At 63.2% G+C, this 17,360-nt stretch carries 12 protein-coding genes and 4 pseudogenes; 7 read left to right on the plus strand and 9 right to left on the minus strand.

Translation table 11 applies throughout. The annotated features are described in order from the left end of the window. Nucleotides 1–198: 198 nt before the first annotated feature. From hmgA to ACSKB8_RS07835, 4 genes and pseudogenes are all read right to left on the minus strand, one after another. Complete coding sequence (hmgA, locus tag ACSKB8_RS07820; protein ID WP_438103528.1) at nucleotides 199–1,545, minus strand: homogentisate 1,2-dioxygenase; 1,347 nt, start codon at nucleotides 1,543–1,545, stop codon at nucleotides 199–201. Nucleotides 1,546–1,547: 2 nt separating this feature from the next. Further along, entirely contained in the window at nucleotides 1,548–2,504 is a 957-nt protein-coding gene (locus ACSKB8_RS07825) for an MBL fold metallo-hydrolase (protein WP_438103529.1), read from the minus strand. A gap of 24 nt (nucleotides 2,505–2,528) precedes the next feature. After that, on the minus strand, nucleotides 2,529–2,753 hold the full coding sequence (locus ACSKB8_RS07830) for a DUF2783 domain-containing protein (RefSeq protein ID WP_025032749.1): 225 nt from the start codon (nucleotides 2,751–2,753) through the stop codon (nucleotides 2,529–2,531). Between the two features lie 8 nt (nucleotides 2,754–2,761). After that, nucleotides 2,762–4,376, minus strand: a pseudogene (locus tag ACSKB8_RS07835) (FAD-dependent oxidoreductase). 110 nt (nucleotides 4,377–4,486) lie between these two features. Here ACSKB8_RS07835 and ACSKB8_RS07840 point away from each other — a divergent pair. Continuing rightward, nucleotides 4,487–5,029, plus strand: a complete 543-nt coding sequence (locus ACSKB8_RS07840; RefSeq protein WP_438103530.1) for a MarR family winged helix-turn-helix transcriptional regulator — start codon at nucleotides 4,487–4,489, stop codon at nucleotides 5,027–5,029. A 320-nt stretch (nucleotides 5,030–5,349) separates the two neighbouring features. On the opposite strand, the gene ACSKB8_RS07845 is transcribed toward ACSKB8_RS07840, so the two are convergent. The 5 genes and pseudogenes from ACSKB8_RS07845 to ACSKB8_RS07865 all read right to left on the minus strand — a co-directional run bounded on the left by ACSKB8_RS07845 (nucleotide 5,350) and on the right by ACSKB8_RS07865 (nucleotide 9,791). Further along, nucleotides 5,350–6,381, minus strand: a complete 1,032-nt coding sequence (locus tag ACSKB8_RS07845; RefSeq protein WP_438103531.1) for an IS110 family transposase — start codon at nucleotides 6,379–6,381, stop codon at nucleotides 5,350–5,352. A 142-nt stretch (nucleotides 6,382–6,523) separates the two neighbouring features. Beyond that, nucleotides 6,524–6,964 carry a hypothetical protein gene (locus ACSKB8_RS07850; RefSeq protein ID WP_438103532.1) on the minus strand — a complete coding sequence of 147 codons (441 nt, stop codon included), beginning with the start codon at nucleotides 6,962–6,964 and terminating at the stop codon, nucleotides 6,524–6,526. Between the two features lie 189 nt (nucleotides 6,965–7,153). Continuing rightward, nucleotides 7,154–7,817, minus strand: a pseudogene (locus ACSKB8_RS07855) (phytochelatin synthase family protein). A 420-nt stretch (nucleotides 7,818–8,237) separates the two neighbouring features. Further along, nucleotides 8,238–8,966 (minus strand): annotated as a pseudogene (locus ACSKB8_RS07860) (transposase); the annotation flags it as partial. Between the two features lie 18 nt (nucleotides 8,967–8,984). After that, nucleotides 8,985–9,791 carry an N-acyl homoserine lactonase family protein gene (locus tag ACSKB8_RS07865; RefSeq protein WP_438103533.1) on the minus strand — a complete coding sequence of 269 codons (807 nt, stop codon included), beginning with the start codon at nucleotides 9,789–9,791 and terminating at the stop codon, nucleotides 8,985–8,987. A gap of 381 nt (nucleotides 9,792–10,172) precedes the next feature. Between ACSKB8_RS07865 and ACSKB8_RS07870 the strand changes: the two genes are divergently transcribed. From ACSKB8_RS07870 to ACSKB8_RS07895, 6 genes and pseudogenes are all read left to right on the plus strand, one after another. Beyond that, entirely contained in the window at nucleotides 10,173–11,702 is a 1,530-nt protein-coding gene (locus ACSKB8_RS07870) for a caspase family protein (RefSeq protein ID WP_438103534.1), read from the plus strand. A gap of 144 nt (nucleotides 11,703–11,846) precedes the next feature. Next, a pseudogene (locus tag ACSKB8_RS07875) lies at nucleotides 11,847–12,519 on the plus strand (OmpA family protein). Nucleotides 12,520–12,677: 158 nt separating this feature from the next. Then, nucleotides 12,678–13,607, plus strand: a complete 930-nt coding sequence (locus ACSKB8_RS07880; RefSeq protein WP_091899067.1) for an efflux RND transporter periplasmic adaptor subunit — start codon at nucleotides 12,678–12,680, stop codon at nucleotides 13,605–13,607. Beyond that, entirely contained in the window at nucleotides 13,607–16,756 is a 3,150-nt protein-coding gene (locus ACSKB8_RS07885; RefSeq protein ID WP_438103535.1) for an efflux RND transporter permease subunit, read from the plus strand. The genes ACSKB8_RS07880 and ACSKB8_RS07885 overlap by 1 nt, the downstream gene beginning before the upstream one ends. Before the next feature lie 32 nt (nucleotides 16,757–16,788). After that, nucleotides 16,789–17,121: a DUF6883 domain-containing protein gene (locus ACSKB8_RS07890; protein ID WP_438103536.1), complete on the plus strand. Its 333-nt coding sequence runs from the start codon at nucleotides 16,789–16,791 to the stop codon at nucleotides 17,119–17,121. Beyond that, nucleotides 17,064–17,354 carry a DUF4926 domain-containing protein gene (locus ACSKB8_RS07895; RefSeq protein ID WP_438103537.1) on the plus strand — a complete coding sequence of 97 codons (291 nt, stop codon included), beginning with the start codon at nucleotides 17,064–17,066 and terminating at the stop codon, nucleotides 17,352–17,354. The genes ACSKB8_RS07890 and ACSKB8_RS07895 overlap by 58 nt, the downstream gene beginning before the upstream one ends. Nucleotides 17,355–17,360 lie beyond the last annotated feature (6 nt).

The raw sequence follows: 17,360 nt of genomic DNA on the forward strand, positions 1-17,360 counted from the left end.
GGTTTTCCGTGGCGCAGCGGTGACGGTGTCACCCTCCCCTGGAGGGGGAGGGTCGGCTCGTATTGAGCGCAGCGAAATATGAGACGGGGTGGGGTGATCTCTCAACACGAGCACTGTTGGACGTGGAGAGACCGTCACCCCACCCCGCTCGCGCTACGCGCGATCGACCCTCCCCCTCCAGGGGAGGGTGCAGAAGCCTCACGGCCTGTTCGGATCGAACCGCTTCTCCAGGCCCTTCCAGCACTCCGCATAATCGTCCTGCAGCGTCGACGACTTCGCGGCATGCGCGGTGACGCGCTGCGGGTACCGGGTCTCGAACATGAAGGCCATGGTGCCGGTCAGCTTCACGGGCTTCAGCTCGCCATTGCTGGCATGCTCGAACGCGTCGCGATCGGGGCCGTGAGGCAGCATGCAATCGTGCAGGCTGATGCCGCCGGGGACGAAGCCTTGCGGCTTGGCATCGTAGACGCCGTAGATCAGGCCCATGAACTCGCTCATGATGTTCATGTGATACCAAGGCGGGCGGAAGGTGTTGTCGGCGACCATCCAGCGCTCGGGGAAGATCACGAAGTCGATATTCGCGGTGCCCGCCGTCTCCGAGGGCGACGTCAGCACCGTGAATATCGACGGATCAGGATGGTCGAAGCTGATCGCGCCGACCGGCGAGAACGTGCGCAGGTCGTACTTATAGGGCGCGTAATTGCCGTGCCAGGCGACGACGTCGATCGGAGAATGCGGCAACGTGGTCTTGAACAGCGAGCCGCCCCATTTCACGTAAAGCTCGGTCGGTGTGTCCTTGTCCTCGTAATATGCGACCGGCGTCAGGAAGTCGCGCGCATTGGCGAGGCAATTGGCGCCGATCGGCCCGCGCTCCGGCAGCGTGAAGGCGCCGCCATAGTTCTCACAGAGATAGCCGCGCGCCGGACCGTTCGGGATTTCGACGCGGAACTTGACGCCGCGTGGAATCACCACGATCTCGCCGGGCTCGGCATCGATGCGGCCGAACTCGGTGACGATACGCAAGACGCCCTGCTGAAGCACGAACATCAGCTCGCCGTCGGCATTGTAGAAATGCTGGTCCACCATCGACTTGGTGATGAGGTAGACATGCGCCGCCATGCCGGCCTGCGTATTGACGTCGCCGGCGGTCGTCATGGTCTGCACGCCCTGGAGGAAGGTCACCTCCTCCTTCGGGATCGGCGCCGGGTCCCAGCGCAGCTGCGCGATCGGCAGGTCGTATTCGTGGCACGGCGCCGAGCGCCACAGCCCGGCATCGATCTTCTCGAAGCGGCCGGAATGCTTCACCGAGGGGCGGATGCGGTACAGCCAGGAGCGCTCATTGGTGCCGCGCGGCGCGGTGAAGGGCGAACCCGAGAGCTGCTCGGCATAGAGGCCATAGGCGCAGCGCTGCGGCGAGTTGTGCCCGATCGGCAGCGCGCCGGGCAGCGCCTCGGTCTCAAAACTGTTGCCGAAGCCGGACATGTAGCCCGGCGTCACCTGTGCGGAACTGCGAACGATCTGATCGGGCGAGGTGTTGATGTTCATGACTATCCTCCTCCTTGCAAGTTCGCCCACATTTCCTGGTCGCGCTTGTCGGTCCAGATCACGGGGTCGTCGATCCCCGACGCTTCGTCGAAGGCGCGCGACACGTTGAACGGCAGGCAGTGCTCGTAGATGGCAAAGCTCGAAAATTTCGGATCCATCACCTCGCGCGTCGCCGCCATCGTCTCCTTCAAGGTGCGGCCCTTGGCGACGGAGATTTCGGCCGCGCCATAGAGTGTGGAGACGAAATCGCGCGTCATCGCGATGGCCTCGCGCCCGGTGGCGAGGCCCTTCAGGGCATCGCCGCGGCCCGGCGCGATGGCCTTGGGATTGAAGTTGCGGATCTCGTTCAGCGTCAGCGGCCATTCGCGCAAATGCGCATCGCCGCAATAACAGGCCGAGTGATATTCGATGAGATCGCCGGAGAACATCACCTCGGCATCCGGCACCCAGGCGACGATGTCGCCGGAGGTGTGGCCGGCGCCAAGCTGCATCAGGCGCACCTCGCGTTTTCCCAGATAGATCGACATCTCGCCTTCGAAGGTCAGCGTCGGCCAGGTCAGGCCGGGGATGCTCTGCGCGTCCTGGAACAGGCGCGGGAAGCGGTCGTATTCGGAATCCCAATCCTGCTTGCCGCGCTCTTCGATCAGCCGATAGGTCTCCTGCGAGGCGACGATACCTTGCGCCTTGTAGGCGGATGCGCCCAGCACGCGCACCGCATGATAGTGCGACAGCACGACATATTTGATCGGCTTGTTGGTGACGGTGCGCACGCGCTCGATCACCTTGTTCGCCATCGCGGGCGTTGCCTGCGCATCGAACACGAGGCAGCCGTCGTCGCCGACAATGACGGCCGTGTTCGGATCGCCCTCGGCGGTGAAGGCATAGAGATCGGTGCCGATCTCGGAGAAGGTGATCTTCTTCTCGGCGAGATCGCCGGTGGATGCGAAGTTCTTCGCCATCAATTCGTCCTTCAAGTCACTGGGTTATTGTTGTTGCTGTTGTTGCTGCTGGCCGTCGATCATGCGCCGCTTGGCAAGCCCGATCGCTTCGCGCAGCACGTCGATGTCGCCGATATGGTTGGCGAGGATCAGCACCAGCGCCGCGTCGAAATCGGCGCTCTGCTCCTCGGTCAGGCCGCGATGCGCCTCGACGATGGCGCGAAAGGCATCGTCGGGACGCGCGAAGTTGGAGCTGGTGGAGAGCGGCATGCGAAACCTCAATACAAACCTTCGGCCCGCGCCAGCGCCGCCGCGATCGTCGCGCGCGTCGGGCGACGGAAGCGCGCCGCGACATAACCGTCGGGCCTGAGCAGATAGGCGGCACCCGACTCGGCGCCGTAGCGCTTTGCGACCAGGCCCGAGGGATCGGCAAACCCGCCCTCATCTCCAATGCAGATGCCCTTGATGCCATCGGGCACATCGACCGGCGCGCCATTGCTGAACGACAGCAAGGTGAAGTCCGTTCCATCCTTGCGGAAGGCATCCGTCAGATAGATCTGGTCGCCGGCACGCGTTGCGACGGGCGCGTCGAGCATGGAACAGCCGGGCGACGGTCCACCGCGCCACGTATCCGCATCGAGCGAGGACAGCGGCGAGTGGTAGCTGCACGGCACCGACAGCCGGCCGGCATTGACCATGCGCTTGCCGAACTCGGTCTCCTTGGCGAGCGACAGCACCGCCTTGCGCAACCGCGCTTCCTGGTGCGAGTTCGGCGCCATGAAATCGGTCGAGCGGGTGGATTCGCGGATGTTCTCGTCGGCCGCCATGCTGCGCTCGACATGGTAGCTCTCGAGCAGGCTCGCGGGCGAAGTCCCGCGCAGCACGCGAACGAGCTTCCAGGAGAGGTTTTCGGCGTCCTCCAGTCCCGAGTTGGCGCCGCGTGCGCCGAAGGGCGAGACCTGGTGCGCGGAATCGCCGGCAAAAATCACGCGGCCATGGATGAAGCGGTCCATCCGCCGGCATTGGAATTTGTACAGCGAGATCCACTCGAACTCGAACTTGTCATGGCCGAGCATGCGCGCGATGCGCGGCCGCACGTTTCCCGGCTTCTTCTCGAGAACCGGATCGGCGTAGCGATTGAGCTGGAGATCGATGCGCCAGACGTCATCGGGCTGCCGGTGCAGCAACGCCGAACGTCCAGCATGGAACGGCGGATCGAACCAGAACCAGCGTTCGGTCGGGAATTCCGCGGTCATCTTGACGTCGGCGATCAGGAACTGATCCTCGAACACCTGTCCCGCGAACTCGGCGCCGACCATCTGCCGCAGCGAGGACCGCGCGCCGTCACAGGCGATGACATATTGCGCGTGCAGCCGATCAGGCTCCCTCCGGCGTTTCGATCGTCAGCGCGACGGCATCGTTGCGCTGCTCCAGCGCCGTCACCTTGTTGCGCCAGCGCAGGTCGATCGCAGGCAGATCCTGGATGCGATCGACCAGATAGGCTTCGGCGTAATATTGCTGAAGGTTGATGAAGGCCGGGCGCTTGTGGCCGTCCTCGGGCAGCAGATTGAACTGGTAGAGCTGCGACTCGCCGTGAAAGATCCGTCCGACGCTCCACATCACGCCCTTCTCGACCATGCGGTCGCCGACGCCGAGGCGGTCCCAATATTCCAGCGAACGCTTCGAGAAGCAGATCGCGCGCGAGCCTTCGCCGATACGGTCGGCATCGTCCAGAAGCACAACGCGCTGGCCGCGCTGGGCAAGATCGATCGCGAGCGACAACCCCACCGGGCCCGCACCAACGACCACGACAGGATGCGCGGCCGGGTCCTGGCCCGGACGATCCTGATCGGGGTGGCGGCGATAGCCGAACTGGGATTTGGCCTGCGCCATGCGCTAACCTTTCGCTCTGGTCAGGAGAGGACTGATCTGCTAGATAGTCTCACGTGCAACTATTTTGGACCGGAGCCGGCCGGCCGTCAACTGAATTCGGAGCGCTTTCCTTGGCGAGGACATCCAGCGACATCGCGCTGAACGCACGGCAAGCCGACGAGGCTTCGCCGCGGCCAAAGCCTCGGCTTGATCTGTTCAAATTCGTGCCGTTCCGCCTCAACCGGCTCGCGGCTGAGGTGAGTTCCGCGCTCGCGGTCGAATATCAGGAGCGGCATCGCCTCGACATTCCGGCATGGCGCGTGATCGCCACGCTCGGCTTCCGCAATGATGCCTGTAGCGCGCAATTCATCTCGCAATGCACCCGCACGCACAAATCGACCATCAGTCGGGCGGTGACGATGCTGCTGCACCAGGGATTGATCGAGCGGGTCGAGAACGAAGCCGACCGTCGCGAGTTCCGCCTGCAACTGACGAAGAAGGGCCGCGCGCTCTATGAGGAGCTATTCCCGCAATTGCTGCGGCGGGAAGACGAGATCCTCGCCTGCCTCTCTGCGCAAGAGCGCAAGCAGCTCTCGGCGCTGCTCGGCAAGATCGAGCAGAGTCTCGACCTGATCCAGACCAGCGAAGAGGCGGACGCCAAGCAGGCGTATTAGGGTGGGTAGCTATAAAGCGGAAATCGACGAAACATAGGCCAAGGTCTGCTACGGGCCATGTGTGGACGGCTCCGGGTTGGCAAGGAGAATCTTCACTTTGCGGCGTTGGTCGGAGCGGCCATGTGTTCGGCCTGTTTGCGCGGTTCACGTGACCGCTGGCCATAATGCCCTCCGCGGATCAGGTCCCGATCAAAAGCACGCATTCGGAGATGCCGTGGCCCGTGTGGGTTGTCCTGATCGCCGGATCGACCGGCGCTGCATTAAGTGCTGTTCGCCCTTCCAACCGTTACGTCACACCGGCATATCCGGCGTAATCTCGTTTACGCCATGAGAGCGGCGGGTTCCTTGTAGCGTTCGTTCCTCGCCATCATCGCCCAGGCTATCCTGGCGAGTTTGTTGGCGAGCGCGATGGCAGCGACCTTAGTTGCTCGCCGCGCCAGCAATGCGGAGAGCCAGGGCCGACGCCCCGTTCCATGGATCTTGGCATAGCGGATCACGGCGAGTGCGCCGGCCGTGAACAGGCTGCGCAAATAGCGATCGCCCTGCTTGCTGATACTGCCAAGTTTGTCCTTGCCTCCGCTCGAGTTCTGCTTCGGCACGAGCCCAACCCAGGCCGAGAAGTCTCGACCCGATCGGAACGCCTTGGCATCAGCAACGCTCGCGACCAGCGCCGTTGCCAGCGCCGGACCGACACCAGGGATCGCGTCCAGTCGCTTGCTCGTCGCGCTCGATCGATGCCAGGCGACAATGCGCCTGTCGAACTCCAGGATTTGCACCTTCAGCGCCCGCAATTGACTGCCGAGGGCAGCAAGACATGCGCGGGCCACCTCCGGGAGCCGGCGGTCAGCTGTATCGGCGACGACTTCCAGCAACTGATCGACGCCCCGGCGCCCGACCGGGGCGACAATCCCGAACTCGGCAAGATAGGCGCGGATTGAATTGATGACGGCAGTCTGCTGGCGGATGAAGAGGTGGCGCGCTCGATGAAGCATCAGACAGCTCTGTTGCTCGACCGTCTTGGTCGGCACGAACCGCATGTTGGGTCTCGTGACCGCCTCGCAAATCGCCTCCGCGTCGGTGGTGTCGTTCTTGTGCCGCTTGACGTACGGCTTCACATAGGCCGGAGGCATCAATCGCACCGTATGTCCCAACGCCTGCAACTCACGGGACCAATAATGGGATGATGCGCAAGCCTCGATCCCCACCAGGCACGGCGCCAACTTCTCAAAGAAGGACAGCACGAAACGGCGCTTGAGTTGACGCCGTATGACCACTTGCCCGGCTGCATCGACGCCATGCACTTGAAAGACCGACTTCGCAATATCCAGACCGATCGTCGAAATTGACTGCATAGGCTGCTCCTCCGAATCGTGGGAGCCTCAAAAACGGCGCCCATACCTTGGCACTCTCGTGCCGGTGGAGGAGCCGTCCACAGCATCAAAGGCGACATTCCCTGCTTGGCCTGATATGAAAGAGGCCACTACGTGGCATCGGTCAAAATTGAAACGGTCTGACCGAAACGGAAATCTTGCCGTCTGCGGTTAGTTCCACCTCGAAGTCCACCTCCTTTTGCGCTGTCACATCCTCAACCGTCGCAGACAATAACGCGGTACAGGTAACTGCTCGCTTGGCTTTGCTTCTTGAATTTGTGCTTATCGCATCATCCAACCTATAAGCGGCACCTTGTCTCGCCTTTTCCCAAATCGCTAGTTTTTCGGCCTCTGTGGCCGCATTACTTATCATCGCCGCAACCGCGCTCGAATTCATAACGGCGTAGTTGACAAGCGCGTTGTTGCTGTCGTCCGAAACGATCTTAATCACTGTATTACGCGCATCCAAAGAATTACACTCGGGCATCGTTCCGGCACAACCGCCCAGCAAAAGTAAAACAGGGAGGCGCGCTAAAACCGACTGTCCTTCCAGAAAATGCTTCATCGGAATCCGGACCACATCAGACAGCCGACGTCGTGACGGCTGCAGTGCTGTTCGACTCAGGGCCACGAGCAGAGCCGTCGCAAGGCAGCTGCTCGCAGCCTTGTTTTATTCGATCGCCTCGTCACCTCCACCGCCTCGCTCGCCTTCTTCAGCCCAGGGCTGTACGTGACAGGCCGCAGGGATTTGCAATTACTCGATCAGCAACAGCCCGCGCTTCTTATCGCCATCGTACGTATTCACAGCTGCGAACAGCCGCTTTCGCTCGACTAGCCATGGCTGGTAATTGGAATTGACATCGAGCACGAAAACTCAGATCGTCGGCTTCCAGATAGCCACCAATGGGCGAATGATGTCCAACACCAGCACCAAAAATTTGCGCGCGATTGAAATTCACGATGTAGCGTCGGCTTGGATCGTTGGAACGACGCAAATGTTCCAGAAACTGGCCCTCGCTGAGATTACGCAAGACCGTGACTTTGCGGCTCGTGTTGGTCCGCGCCACCTCGGCCAGTTCGTCAAGCGTGAGACCCAGGATGCATAAGCCCGTCCAGCACCGCCCGGTGCCGGCCAACACCTTACCCTCCGTGCTTGCCGTCTCGCCGAGCGACCTATACGCATTCGCAACAGCTGCAGGTCCGCAACGAGAGCTATTTGATTGCCAGTTCACGTTCCCATGGAATGTGGCGGCCACTGGCAGGTGCCACGCGCGTTCCATAAGCTCCGGTGTACGAGTTACCGAGAATGCAATGGCTTCTGTCGGCACGCGTGACTGGCCGACGACAAGGGCCCCGGCACCCAGCAGGCCCGCAGTGACGACAATGCAGATAATGCTGACTGAGCGCCACCGCTTCATGGGTCTGAACCTGGCAGCAGTCCGACTGGAGGCTGGCCAGATTATATCCTTAAGCTAATTGGCGGGAAGCGACCCCAAGTAAACGTCCGTTGAAGGTCATTCGCGTCGATTTGGCCGCGGCCACCACGTCCGGTCTGGCGTCAGCTGCTGACGTCCGGGCGCTATCGCGATCTTCGCCTTCGGGTCAAACTGAGAAAAGCTCAACGAGAGCAATTCGCGTCCGCTAGACCCTGCGAAGCAGAACTCTAGGCTATCCGCAGTTTCGCCGATGGGCCTTGGTTGTGTGCAAACGCATAGGCCTGACGCGGCGTGGTCGCCAAGTATTGCGCGCGGCCGGTATTTGCGTATCGAATCGTCCAATGACCGGCCAAAGTAGGTACCGCGACCGGGGGATTGTAGTTTTGGACGCACTTCCGGCCGTCAGGCGGCGCGGATGGCTGCAATCAGGCTTGGTTTGCCGAGGATGTTCATCACCCGTGTGAGGTTATAGGCGAGAACATGCAGCGCCATCTCAGCAGCGACATTCCGCAGGCGCTTCATCAGGAAGTGGGTCGCACCCATACGGGCCTTGATCGTGCCGAAGGGATGCTCGACCGTCTCGCGCCGCGTCCGCATGGCGTCGGGATTGGAATCGAGCCTTCTTTGGACCTCCTCGACCACATGCTCGTGCTTCCAGCGCGTGATGCGACGCTCCTTGGACGGCGTACATTGGCTCTTGATCGCGCAGCCTTGGCATGCCGCCGTCGACCAGTAACGGCGCAGCGTCATTCCATGCTCGATGTTGGTGAAGTGATAGGGCAGCAGCTCGCCGGAGGGGCAGCGATAGACGTCCTCATCAGGCAGGTAGGCGAAGTCCTGTTTGCCGAACCGGCCCTCCGCCTTGGCGTTCGAAGTCATGGGCTTGGGCAAGGTGACTGCAACGCCAGCCTCTTCGCAGGCTAATATCTCCTCTCCGTCGAAGTAGCCACGGTCGGCGACCGCCTCGAGCTTGTCCACTTCGAGTACTTCTTTGGCTTGCTTCGACATCCGAGCAAGCTGCCCACGGTCGTTGCCGACGTTTATAACCTCGTGCCGCGAGAACCATGAAGGCCCCGCTGCTGCAGCTCGGCCTTGATCCTTCGAGACGCACGCAAGAGCGCGCGCCTCAGGATGAGGGTCTGCGTCAGGCTATTTCGCAAACGATCGCGCCGGCGGCAGGTGCAGCGCCCAGGCGTCGACCTTGTCGCTGGCGCGCGGATAGATCTCGGTCACGATCGGATCATGGCCGGGAATGAATCGATCAGGGTGACCGGCGAGGCGCTCGATCGTCTCCCAGGCCTGCGCCATGTCGCCGACATTGTAGACGATCGGGAACGGGCTCTTACGCTGGAGATTGGCGTAGTAATGCGCGGCATCGGACGCCAGCACCACCGGTCCGCGCGCGGTCTCGACCTTGACCACCTGCAAGCCGTCGGAATGGCCGCCGACGCGATGCACGGTGACGCCGGGCGCGACCTCGCCATCGCCGGAATAGAAGGTGACGCGCTCGCCATAGACGTGACGCACCATCAGCGTGACGTGCTCGACCGAGAACGGATGGCGCAAGAGGCCGTTGCACATGCAGCGGCCGGTCGCGTAAGCCATCTCGCGCTCCTGGAGATGGAAGCGGGCGTGTGGGAAGCGATCGAGATTGCCGGCGTGGTCGTAATGCAGATGCGTCACGATGACGTCGCGAATCGCGGCCGCGGCGACGCCGAAGCGCCCCAGCGCGTCGACCGGATTGAGCGTCAGCTTGCGCGCCCGCGCGCTCGCCTCCTCGGCGTTGAAGCCGGTGTCGACCAGGATGTCGCGACCGTGCCCTCGGATCAGCCAGACGAAATAGTCGAGATCCTGCGCCGCGCTGTCATGCGGGTCGGGCACGAGGAAGTTCATGTGAGGGGTGCGCGGCGACATCGTCGCATAGCGCAGTGCGTAGATCTCGTAGACGTTTCCCATGACGCTGCTCTTTGTTTTGCTTTTTTCTGAGTGGACCTGCAGAGACGCACCGGCGGACCAAGCCATTGTCCGTTGCAAAGGTCAAACACCTGAGGTTGCGACGACCGCGGTCCTGCAATGTGAGACCAATCACATTTTAGTCGCCCTGGCTGCCCTAACGTCCCGTGGACAGGATCGAGCCAGATCGCATCGAGTGCAACCATGACAGCCTCTTTATTCCCCTCGCAGCGCGGCCATGCCTTGCGGTCGATCGTCGCGATAAAGTCGAATCTCCAAGCGGTTGACGCCCCCCATCCCGGGTCTGATAATGCATGGAGCGAAAGTTAAGGTCGCCGCGGCGCAAGCTGGGAACGGTGCCTTTTTGGCTGGACCGCGCTGATTATGAAAATTCGCTTCCTTTTTCTGCTGCCTTTGCTGATCTCGCTTGTTCCGACTGCCCCGTCACTTGCGGCTGGCGACCGCTTTGCGCTGGTGATCGGCAACGCCAAATATCCGGATGCGGATGCCCCGCTGAAGGAACCGATCAATGATGCGCGCGACGTCGCCGACGAGCTCAAGCGCGACGGCTTTTCCGTCGAGATCGGCGAGAACCTGACCGGCGACGGCATGCGCCGCGCCTTCGACAAGCTCTACGGCAAGATCAAGCCCGGCTCCGTGGCGCTGGTGTTCTTCAGCGGATTCGGCATCCAGTCCGCGCGTCAGAGCTACATGCTGCCGGTCGATGCGCAGATCTGGACCGAATCCGACGTGCGCCGCGACGGTTTCAGCCTGGAGACCGTGCTCGGCGAACTCAACACCCGCGGCGCTGGCGTCAAGATCGCGCTGGTCGATGCCTCCAGACGCAACCCGTTTGAGCGCCGGTTCCGCAGCTTCTCGGCCGGCCTGACCCCGGTGATCGCGCCGAATGGCACGCTGGTGATGTATTCGGCGGCGCTGGCCTCGGTGGTCTCGGACGCCGGTGGCGAGCACAGCCTGTTCGTCCAGGAACTGCTCAAGGAAATCCGCGTCCCCGACCTGATGGCCGAGGAGACGCTGAACCGCACCAAGATGGGCGTCACCCGCGCCTCGCGAGGCGAGCAGGTGCCGTGGATATCCTCTTCATTGGCCGAAGATTTCTCGTTCATTCCAGGGGCCGGCGGATCGCGTCCGTCAACGACGCCGCCACCCGCGCCGCCGGCCGTGGTCGCCAACAACCCGCCGCCGGCACCACCCGCGCCGCCGACACCGCCTTCGCCGCCGAAGCCGGCCGACACGGCTGCGGCTCCTGCACCTCCACCCCCTCCTGCGCCCGCACCGGCGGCCTCGCCGAAGCCGCAGGTCGAGGCCGCCCTGCCGCCACCGCCGCCGCCCGTAAAGCCGGTTGATCCCGGTCCCGCGCCGAGCACGGACAGCGGACCGAGCCCCGCCGTCCTGGCTGACGACCCCACGATCAAGAGCCTGACGGCCAAGATTGCCGCCAATCCGGACGACGTGAACGCGCTGTACCGGCGTGGCCAGGTCTATGCCAGCAAGGGCGCCTACAACCTCGCCATCAAGGATTTCGACGATACGCTCCGCATCAACGCGAAGGACGTCGAGGCACTCAACAACCGCTGCTGGACCCGCACCGTGGTCGGCGATCTCCAGGGCGCGCTCAAGGATTGCAACGAGGCGCTGCGGCTGCGGCCGAACTTCGTCGATGCGCTGGATAGCCGCGGGCTGGTCAACCTGAAATCGGGCGCGGTCAAGAACGCCATCGCCGATTTCGACGCGGCCCTGAGGATCAACCCGCGCCTGACGTCCTCGCTCTACGGACGCGGCCTCGCCAAGCAGCGCAACGGCTCCGCCCAGGAAGGCGCGCTCGACATCGCCAATGCCAAGGCGATGGATCCGAACATCGTTCAGGAATTCGCAAGCTACGGAGTGCGTTGATATTTTTTTGGATTGAGGCAGCAGACGCCTCGAACCTTCAACAGCCCAAGGAAGACTAATGGGCGGATGCCGCAAGGGGGCCTTTCCCGAGGGCTATTGCAGGAATTTGGAAATGCGCGAGCTGGCTGCGCAGGAGGGACTGCTATGAAATTGGCTGCAAAGGGACTGACCGCGATCCTGTCCATCATCACCATCGGCGCCGCTCTGTCGCTGCCGGCGTCGCCCGCCTTCGCGGGCGACGAAAGCAACAGCAAGAACGTCACCGAGGACGAGATCGTCCGCGCACTCGCGCCGCCGCCGAAGAAGCCTTTGACCCGCGGCCTCTCGATCACCCCGCAGGCCGATCCCGCGCCGAACGCGGCGGAGACCAAGCTGATCCAATCCGTGCGCGGCCGCTCGACGCGCTCGCTGTCGTCGACCGAGCGCGAGGAAATCGCCTCCGTCGCCAAGGACAAGCCGAACATCGATCTCGAGATCACGTTCGACTACAACTCCGCCAATATCAGCGCCAAATCGATGCCTTCGGTGCAGGCGCTCGGTCGCGCGCTGACCAGCCCCGACCTGAAGGGCTCGACCTTCGTGGTCGCCGGTCACACCGACGCCGCCGGCGGCGAAGCCTACAACCAGGACCTGTCGGAGCGCCGCGCCGGATTCGATCAAGCGCTACCTCGTCGACAAGTACGGCATCTCGGCGACCGACCTCGTCACCGTCGGCTATGGCAAGAGCAAGCTGAAGGATCCGAGCCAGCCGATGGCGGAGGTCAACCGCCGCGTGCAGGTGGTCAACATGGAAAACAAGACCACCGCATCGAAGTAAGCACGACGCAATCCTTTGCAGTGACACGTCGTGATGTGGTGTAACGTCTCGCTTCCAAAGCGCGTCCCGCAGCCTTGCGGGACGCCGCTTTATTTCGGGGAAACGCTCTCGATAGGCCTCGTACGGACGGCCGTGAGCCAGGCCAGGGTGATCCGGCGATGAACCTTTCCGCATATCTCAAGCCGGCCGGAACGGTGGCGTTCGTCGTCGCGCTCGGCATTGGCTATTATCTGTTCGAGCATCGGCGCCGCCCCGAGGCGAAGGAAACGCCGGGCGAGGCGCTCGTCATCGTGACGAAGTCGACCAATGCCTGCTTCTCCGACCTCGTGCGGGTGACCGGCTTCTTCGTGCCGCGCCGCGAGGCCGTGGTCGTCGCCGACCAGGAAGGCTCGCGGGTCACGGACCTCTTCGTCACCGAAGGCACTGTTGTCACCGACAATCAGGAGCTGGCGCGCCTGACCGCGCCACCGCAGATGCCCGGCCAGCCGCAGCGCCCCGGCCCGCAAGGCCCGCTCTCGCTGAAGGCGCCCGCGCCGGGCCTCGTCACCGAGGTCCGCACCATCGTCGGCGCGCCGGCCTCGCCGCAGGCCGGCCCGATGTTCCGCATCGCCGTCAACAACGAGATCGAGCTCGACGCCCAAGTCCCGGCGGTTCATATGCCCAAGCTCAGCTCCGGCGCGACCGTGCGCATCAGCCGCGATGACGCACCCGATCTGATCGGCCGGGTCCGGCTGGTTGCGCCCGAAATCGACCGCACCACCCAGCTCGGGCGCGTCCGCATCAGCGTCACCAACAATCCCTCGCTGAAGGTCGGCGTATTCGCCCGCGCCTCGATCGACGCCAAGCGAAGCTGCGGCGTCTCGATCCCGAAGACCGCGATCGACCATCTCACCGTGCAAGTCGTCAAAGGCAATATTGTCGAGACGCGCAAGGTGCGGGTCGGACTGTCGTCCGACAGCGCGACGGAAATCCTGGAAGGGCTCGAGGTCGGCGAAATCGTCGTCGCCGACGCCGGCTCTTCGCTCCATGATGGCGACCAGATCAAAACCATGTTCGCCGATGAACTCGATCGCACGCGAGTACGCTGATGGCTCTTAATATCTCGGCATGGTCGATACGTCATCCGCTGCCGTCTGTCGTCTTTTCGATCATCCTGCTGGTTCTCGGCTGGACCTCCTTCACCAAGCTCGCGATCACACGGCTGCCGTCGGCCGACATCCCCGTGATCTCGGTTGCGGTCTCGCAGTTCGGCGCAGCGCCGGCCGAGCTCGAATCCCAGGTCACCAAGACGGTTGAAGACGCGGTCTCCGGCGTCGAGGGCGTGCGGCACATCACCTCTTCGATCACCGATGGCCTGTCGGTCACCACGATCCAGTTTGCGCTGGAGACCAACACGGACCGCGCGCTCAACGACGTCAAGGACGCGGTGACGCGCGTGCGCTCCAACCTGCCGCAGAACGTCACCGAACCGCTGATCCAGCGCGTCGACGTCATCGGCCTGCCGATCGTCACCTATGCCGCGATCTCACCCGGCAAGACGCCGGAGCAGCTCTCCTATTTCGTCGACGACGTGGTCAAGCGCGCGCTGCAAGGCGTGCGCGGCGTCGCCCAGGTCGAGCGCATCGGCGGTGTCGAGCGCGAGATCCTGGTCTCGCTTGATCCCGACCGTTTGCAGGCGATGGGGCTGACCGCGGTCAATGTCAGCCAGAGCCTGCGCGGCACCGATGTCGACGTCGCCGGCGGCCGCGCCGAGATCGGCAAGAACGACCAGGCCATCCGCACGCTCGCCGGCGCCAAGACGCTGGGCGATCTTGCCGGCACCATGATCCCGCTGTTCGGCGGCGGCGAGGTCCGGCTCGACGATCTCGGCACCGTCACCGACACCATCGCCGACCGCCGCACCTTCGCCCGATTCAACGGCGAGCCGGTGGTCGCGCTCGGCATCAAGCGCTCCAAGGGCGCCAGCGATGTGAAGGTGGCCGAGGCCGTGCAGAAGCGCATCGACGCGCTCAAGACCGCCTATCCCGACGTCGATTTGAAGCTGATCGACACCTCGGTCGAATATACCAAGGGCAACTACCACGCGGCGATCTCGACCCTGTTCGAAGGCGCCATCCTCGCCGTCGTCATCGTGCTCCTGTTCCTGCGCGACCTGCGCGCGACCATCATCGCCGCGATCTCGCTGCCGTTGTCGATCTTCCCGGCGTTCTGGGCGATGGACCTGCTCGGCTTCTCGCTGAACCTCGTCAGCTTCCTCGCCATCACGCTGTCGACGGGTATTCTGGTCGACGACGCCATCGTCGAGATCGAGAACATCGTCCGGCACATGAACATGGGCAAGTCGCCCTATCGTGCCGCGTTAGAGGCTGCCGACGAGATCGGCCTCGCGGTGATCGCGATCTCGCTGACGATCATCGCGATCTTCGCACCCGCGAGCTTCATGTCGGGCATCGCCGGACAGTTCTTCAAGCAGTTCGGCATCACCGTTTCGGTGCAAGTGTTCTTCTCGCTGCTCGCGGCCCGCTTCGTCACCCCAGTGCTGGCCGCCTACTTCCTCAAGCACAGTTCGCATGAGGAGCCGCCGCCCGGCCGCATTTTGCGGTCCTATCATGGAATCGTGGCCTGGTCGGTGAGGCACTATTTCATCACGGTGCTGATTGGACTCGGCATCTTCGCCGCCTCGATCTGGAGCATCACGCTGCTGCCGCAGGGCTTCCTGCCGGCGCAGGACAGCGCCCGCTCGCTGCTTGCGCTCGAGCTGCCGCCGGGCACTCAGCTCGCCTATACCGAAAAGGTCACCGAAGACATCGTCGCGCGCCTGCGCAAGCGGCCCGAGGTGAAGAGCATCTTCGTCGACGGCGGGCGCGTCCCGCCGGGCACCCAGGAAGTCCGGCGCGCCGCCCTGATCATCAACTACACGCCCAAGGACAGCCGCGACATCACTCAGCGCGAGCTCGAGTTCTCGATCAGCCAGGAGCTGGAGAACGTTCCCGACATCCGCTTCTGGTTCCTGGACGAGAACGGCTTGCGCGCGATCTCGCTGGTGGTGACCGGTGTCGATCCCAACATCGTCAACAACGTCGCGAGCGAGCTTGCGACGCAGATGAAGCGCATTCCCACCATCTCCAACGTGATCTCGGAAACCTCGCTGGAACGACCCGAGTTGCGCATCGAGCCGCGCGCCGATCTCGCCGCGCGGCTCGGCGTCTCGACCGAAAGCCTGTCGCAGACCATCCGCGTCGCCACCATCGGCGACGTCGGGCCTGCACTTGCCAAGTTCGACGTCGGCGACCGCCTGGTGCCGATCCGTGTTCAGCTCGAGGACGCCGCGCGCGGCAATCTGAAGACGCTCGAGCAGCTCCGCGTGCCGCTCGGCGAGCACGGCGAGAAGGGCGGCGTGCCGCTCTCGGTCATCGCCGACGTCAAGCTCGACCAGGGCCCCACCAGCATCAACCGCTACGACCGTGAGCGACAGGCGACCGTCGCGGCCGACCTCGTCGGCTCCGCCGCGCTCGGCGATGCCACCAAGAAGATCTACGAGCTGCCGGTGATGAAGAGCCTGCCGAAAGGCGTGAAAGTCTCACCCTCGGGCGACGCCGAAAGCCTCAACGAATTGTCTGACGGTTTTGCGACCGCGATCACGGCCGGCCTGATGATGGTCTATGCCGTGCTGGTGCTGCTGTTCGGCACCTTCCTGCAGCCGATCACCATCCTGTTCTCGCTGCCGCTCTCGATCGGCGGCGCGATCGCCGCCTTGCTCGTCACCGGCAAGCAGCTCACCACGCCGGTGTGGATCGGCATCCTGATGCTCATGGGCATCGTCACCAAGAACGCGATCATGCTGGTGGAATTCGCCATCGAATCCATTCACGCCGGCAAGCCGCGCGAAGAGGCCATGATCGATGCCGGCATGAAGCGCGCCCGTCCGATCGTGATGACCACGATCGCGATGGCCGCGGGCATGATGCCGAGCGCGCTCGCGGTCGGCGCCGGCGGCGAGTTCCGCTCACCGATGGCGCTCGCGGTGATCGGCGGCCTGATCTTCTCGACCATCCTGTCGCTGGTGTTCGTGCCCGCGATGTTCATGGTGATGGACGATTTCGGCGCCCTGATCTGGCGCTTCGGCAAGCGGCTGATCGTGCACAGCGAGGATGCGGAGGCTGCCGGCCACCACGGAGCAGCTCCGGCGGAAGCCACACCAGCGCCGAAGAATATCGCGCGCCCAGCGGCGGAGTAGAGTTAGCGGGAACGAAACTGGGTGCCATCACGATGCATATTCCGAATGGCAAGAAGGCTACTGTCGACATTCGGAAGCTCGAAGACTATTGCCTGAACCCCTCGCATTCGCGCGGTCGACACAAAGCGAGAGTTTTCCGCGACGCTCTCGATCTTCAGCGCGGTGATGCAACCTGGCTTCGCAGTGCGCTCCTCAATGCAGTCCTTTCTGGCGATGCGTCCCAGATTGCGACAGATCGCTGGGGCAGCCGCTGGCGCATGGATATCCTGCTTAGGCGACAACAGAAGCAGGCTGTGGTAAGAACCGCATGGATCATACGGACCGGCGACGACCGGCCGACATTCGTCACCTGTTGGGTGCTATGATGAGCGTAGCGAGCAAAAGAAAGCGGGCGCCGGCGACACTGGATGTCGTCGCTTTGCTGGCGAGCCTTCCAGAGCACCGCTTGGCGCGAGGAAACGTCGGCACGATCGTCGAAGAGCTTGACGACAAGACGGTGCTCGTCGAATTCAGCGATGATGACGGCCGATCATATGCTATAGCACCATGCCTGCGGTCAGAGCTGCTAACCCTGCACTATGTGCCGGAAGCAGCTTAACTACCT

Origin of the sequence: Bradyrhizobium sp. BR 1432, assembly GCF_051547705.1 — a bacterium.
Lineage (GTDB): Bacteria > Pseudomonadota > Alphaproteobacteria > Rhizobiales > Xanthobacteraceae > Bradyrhizobium > Bradyrhizobium zhanjiangense.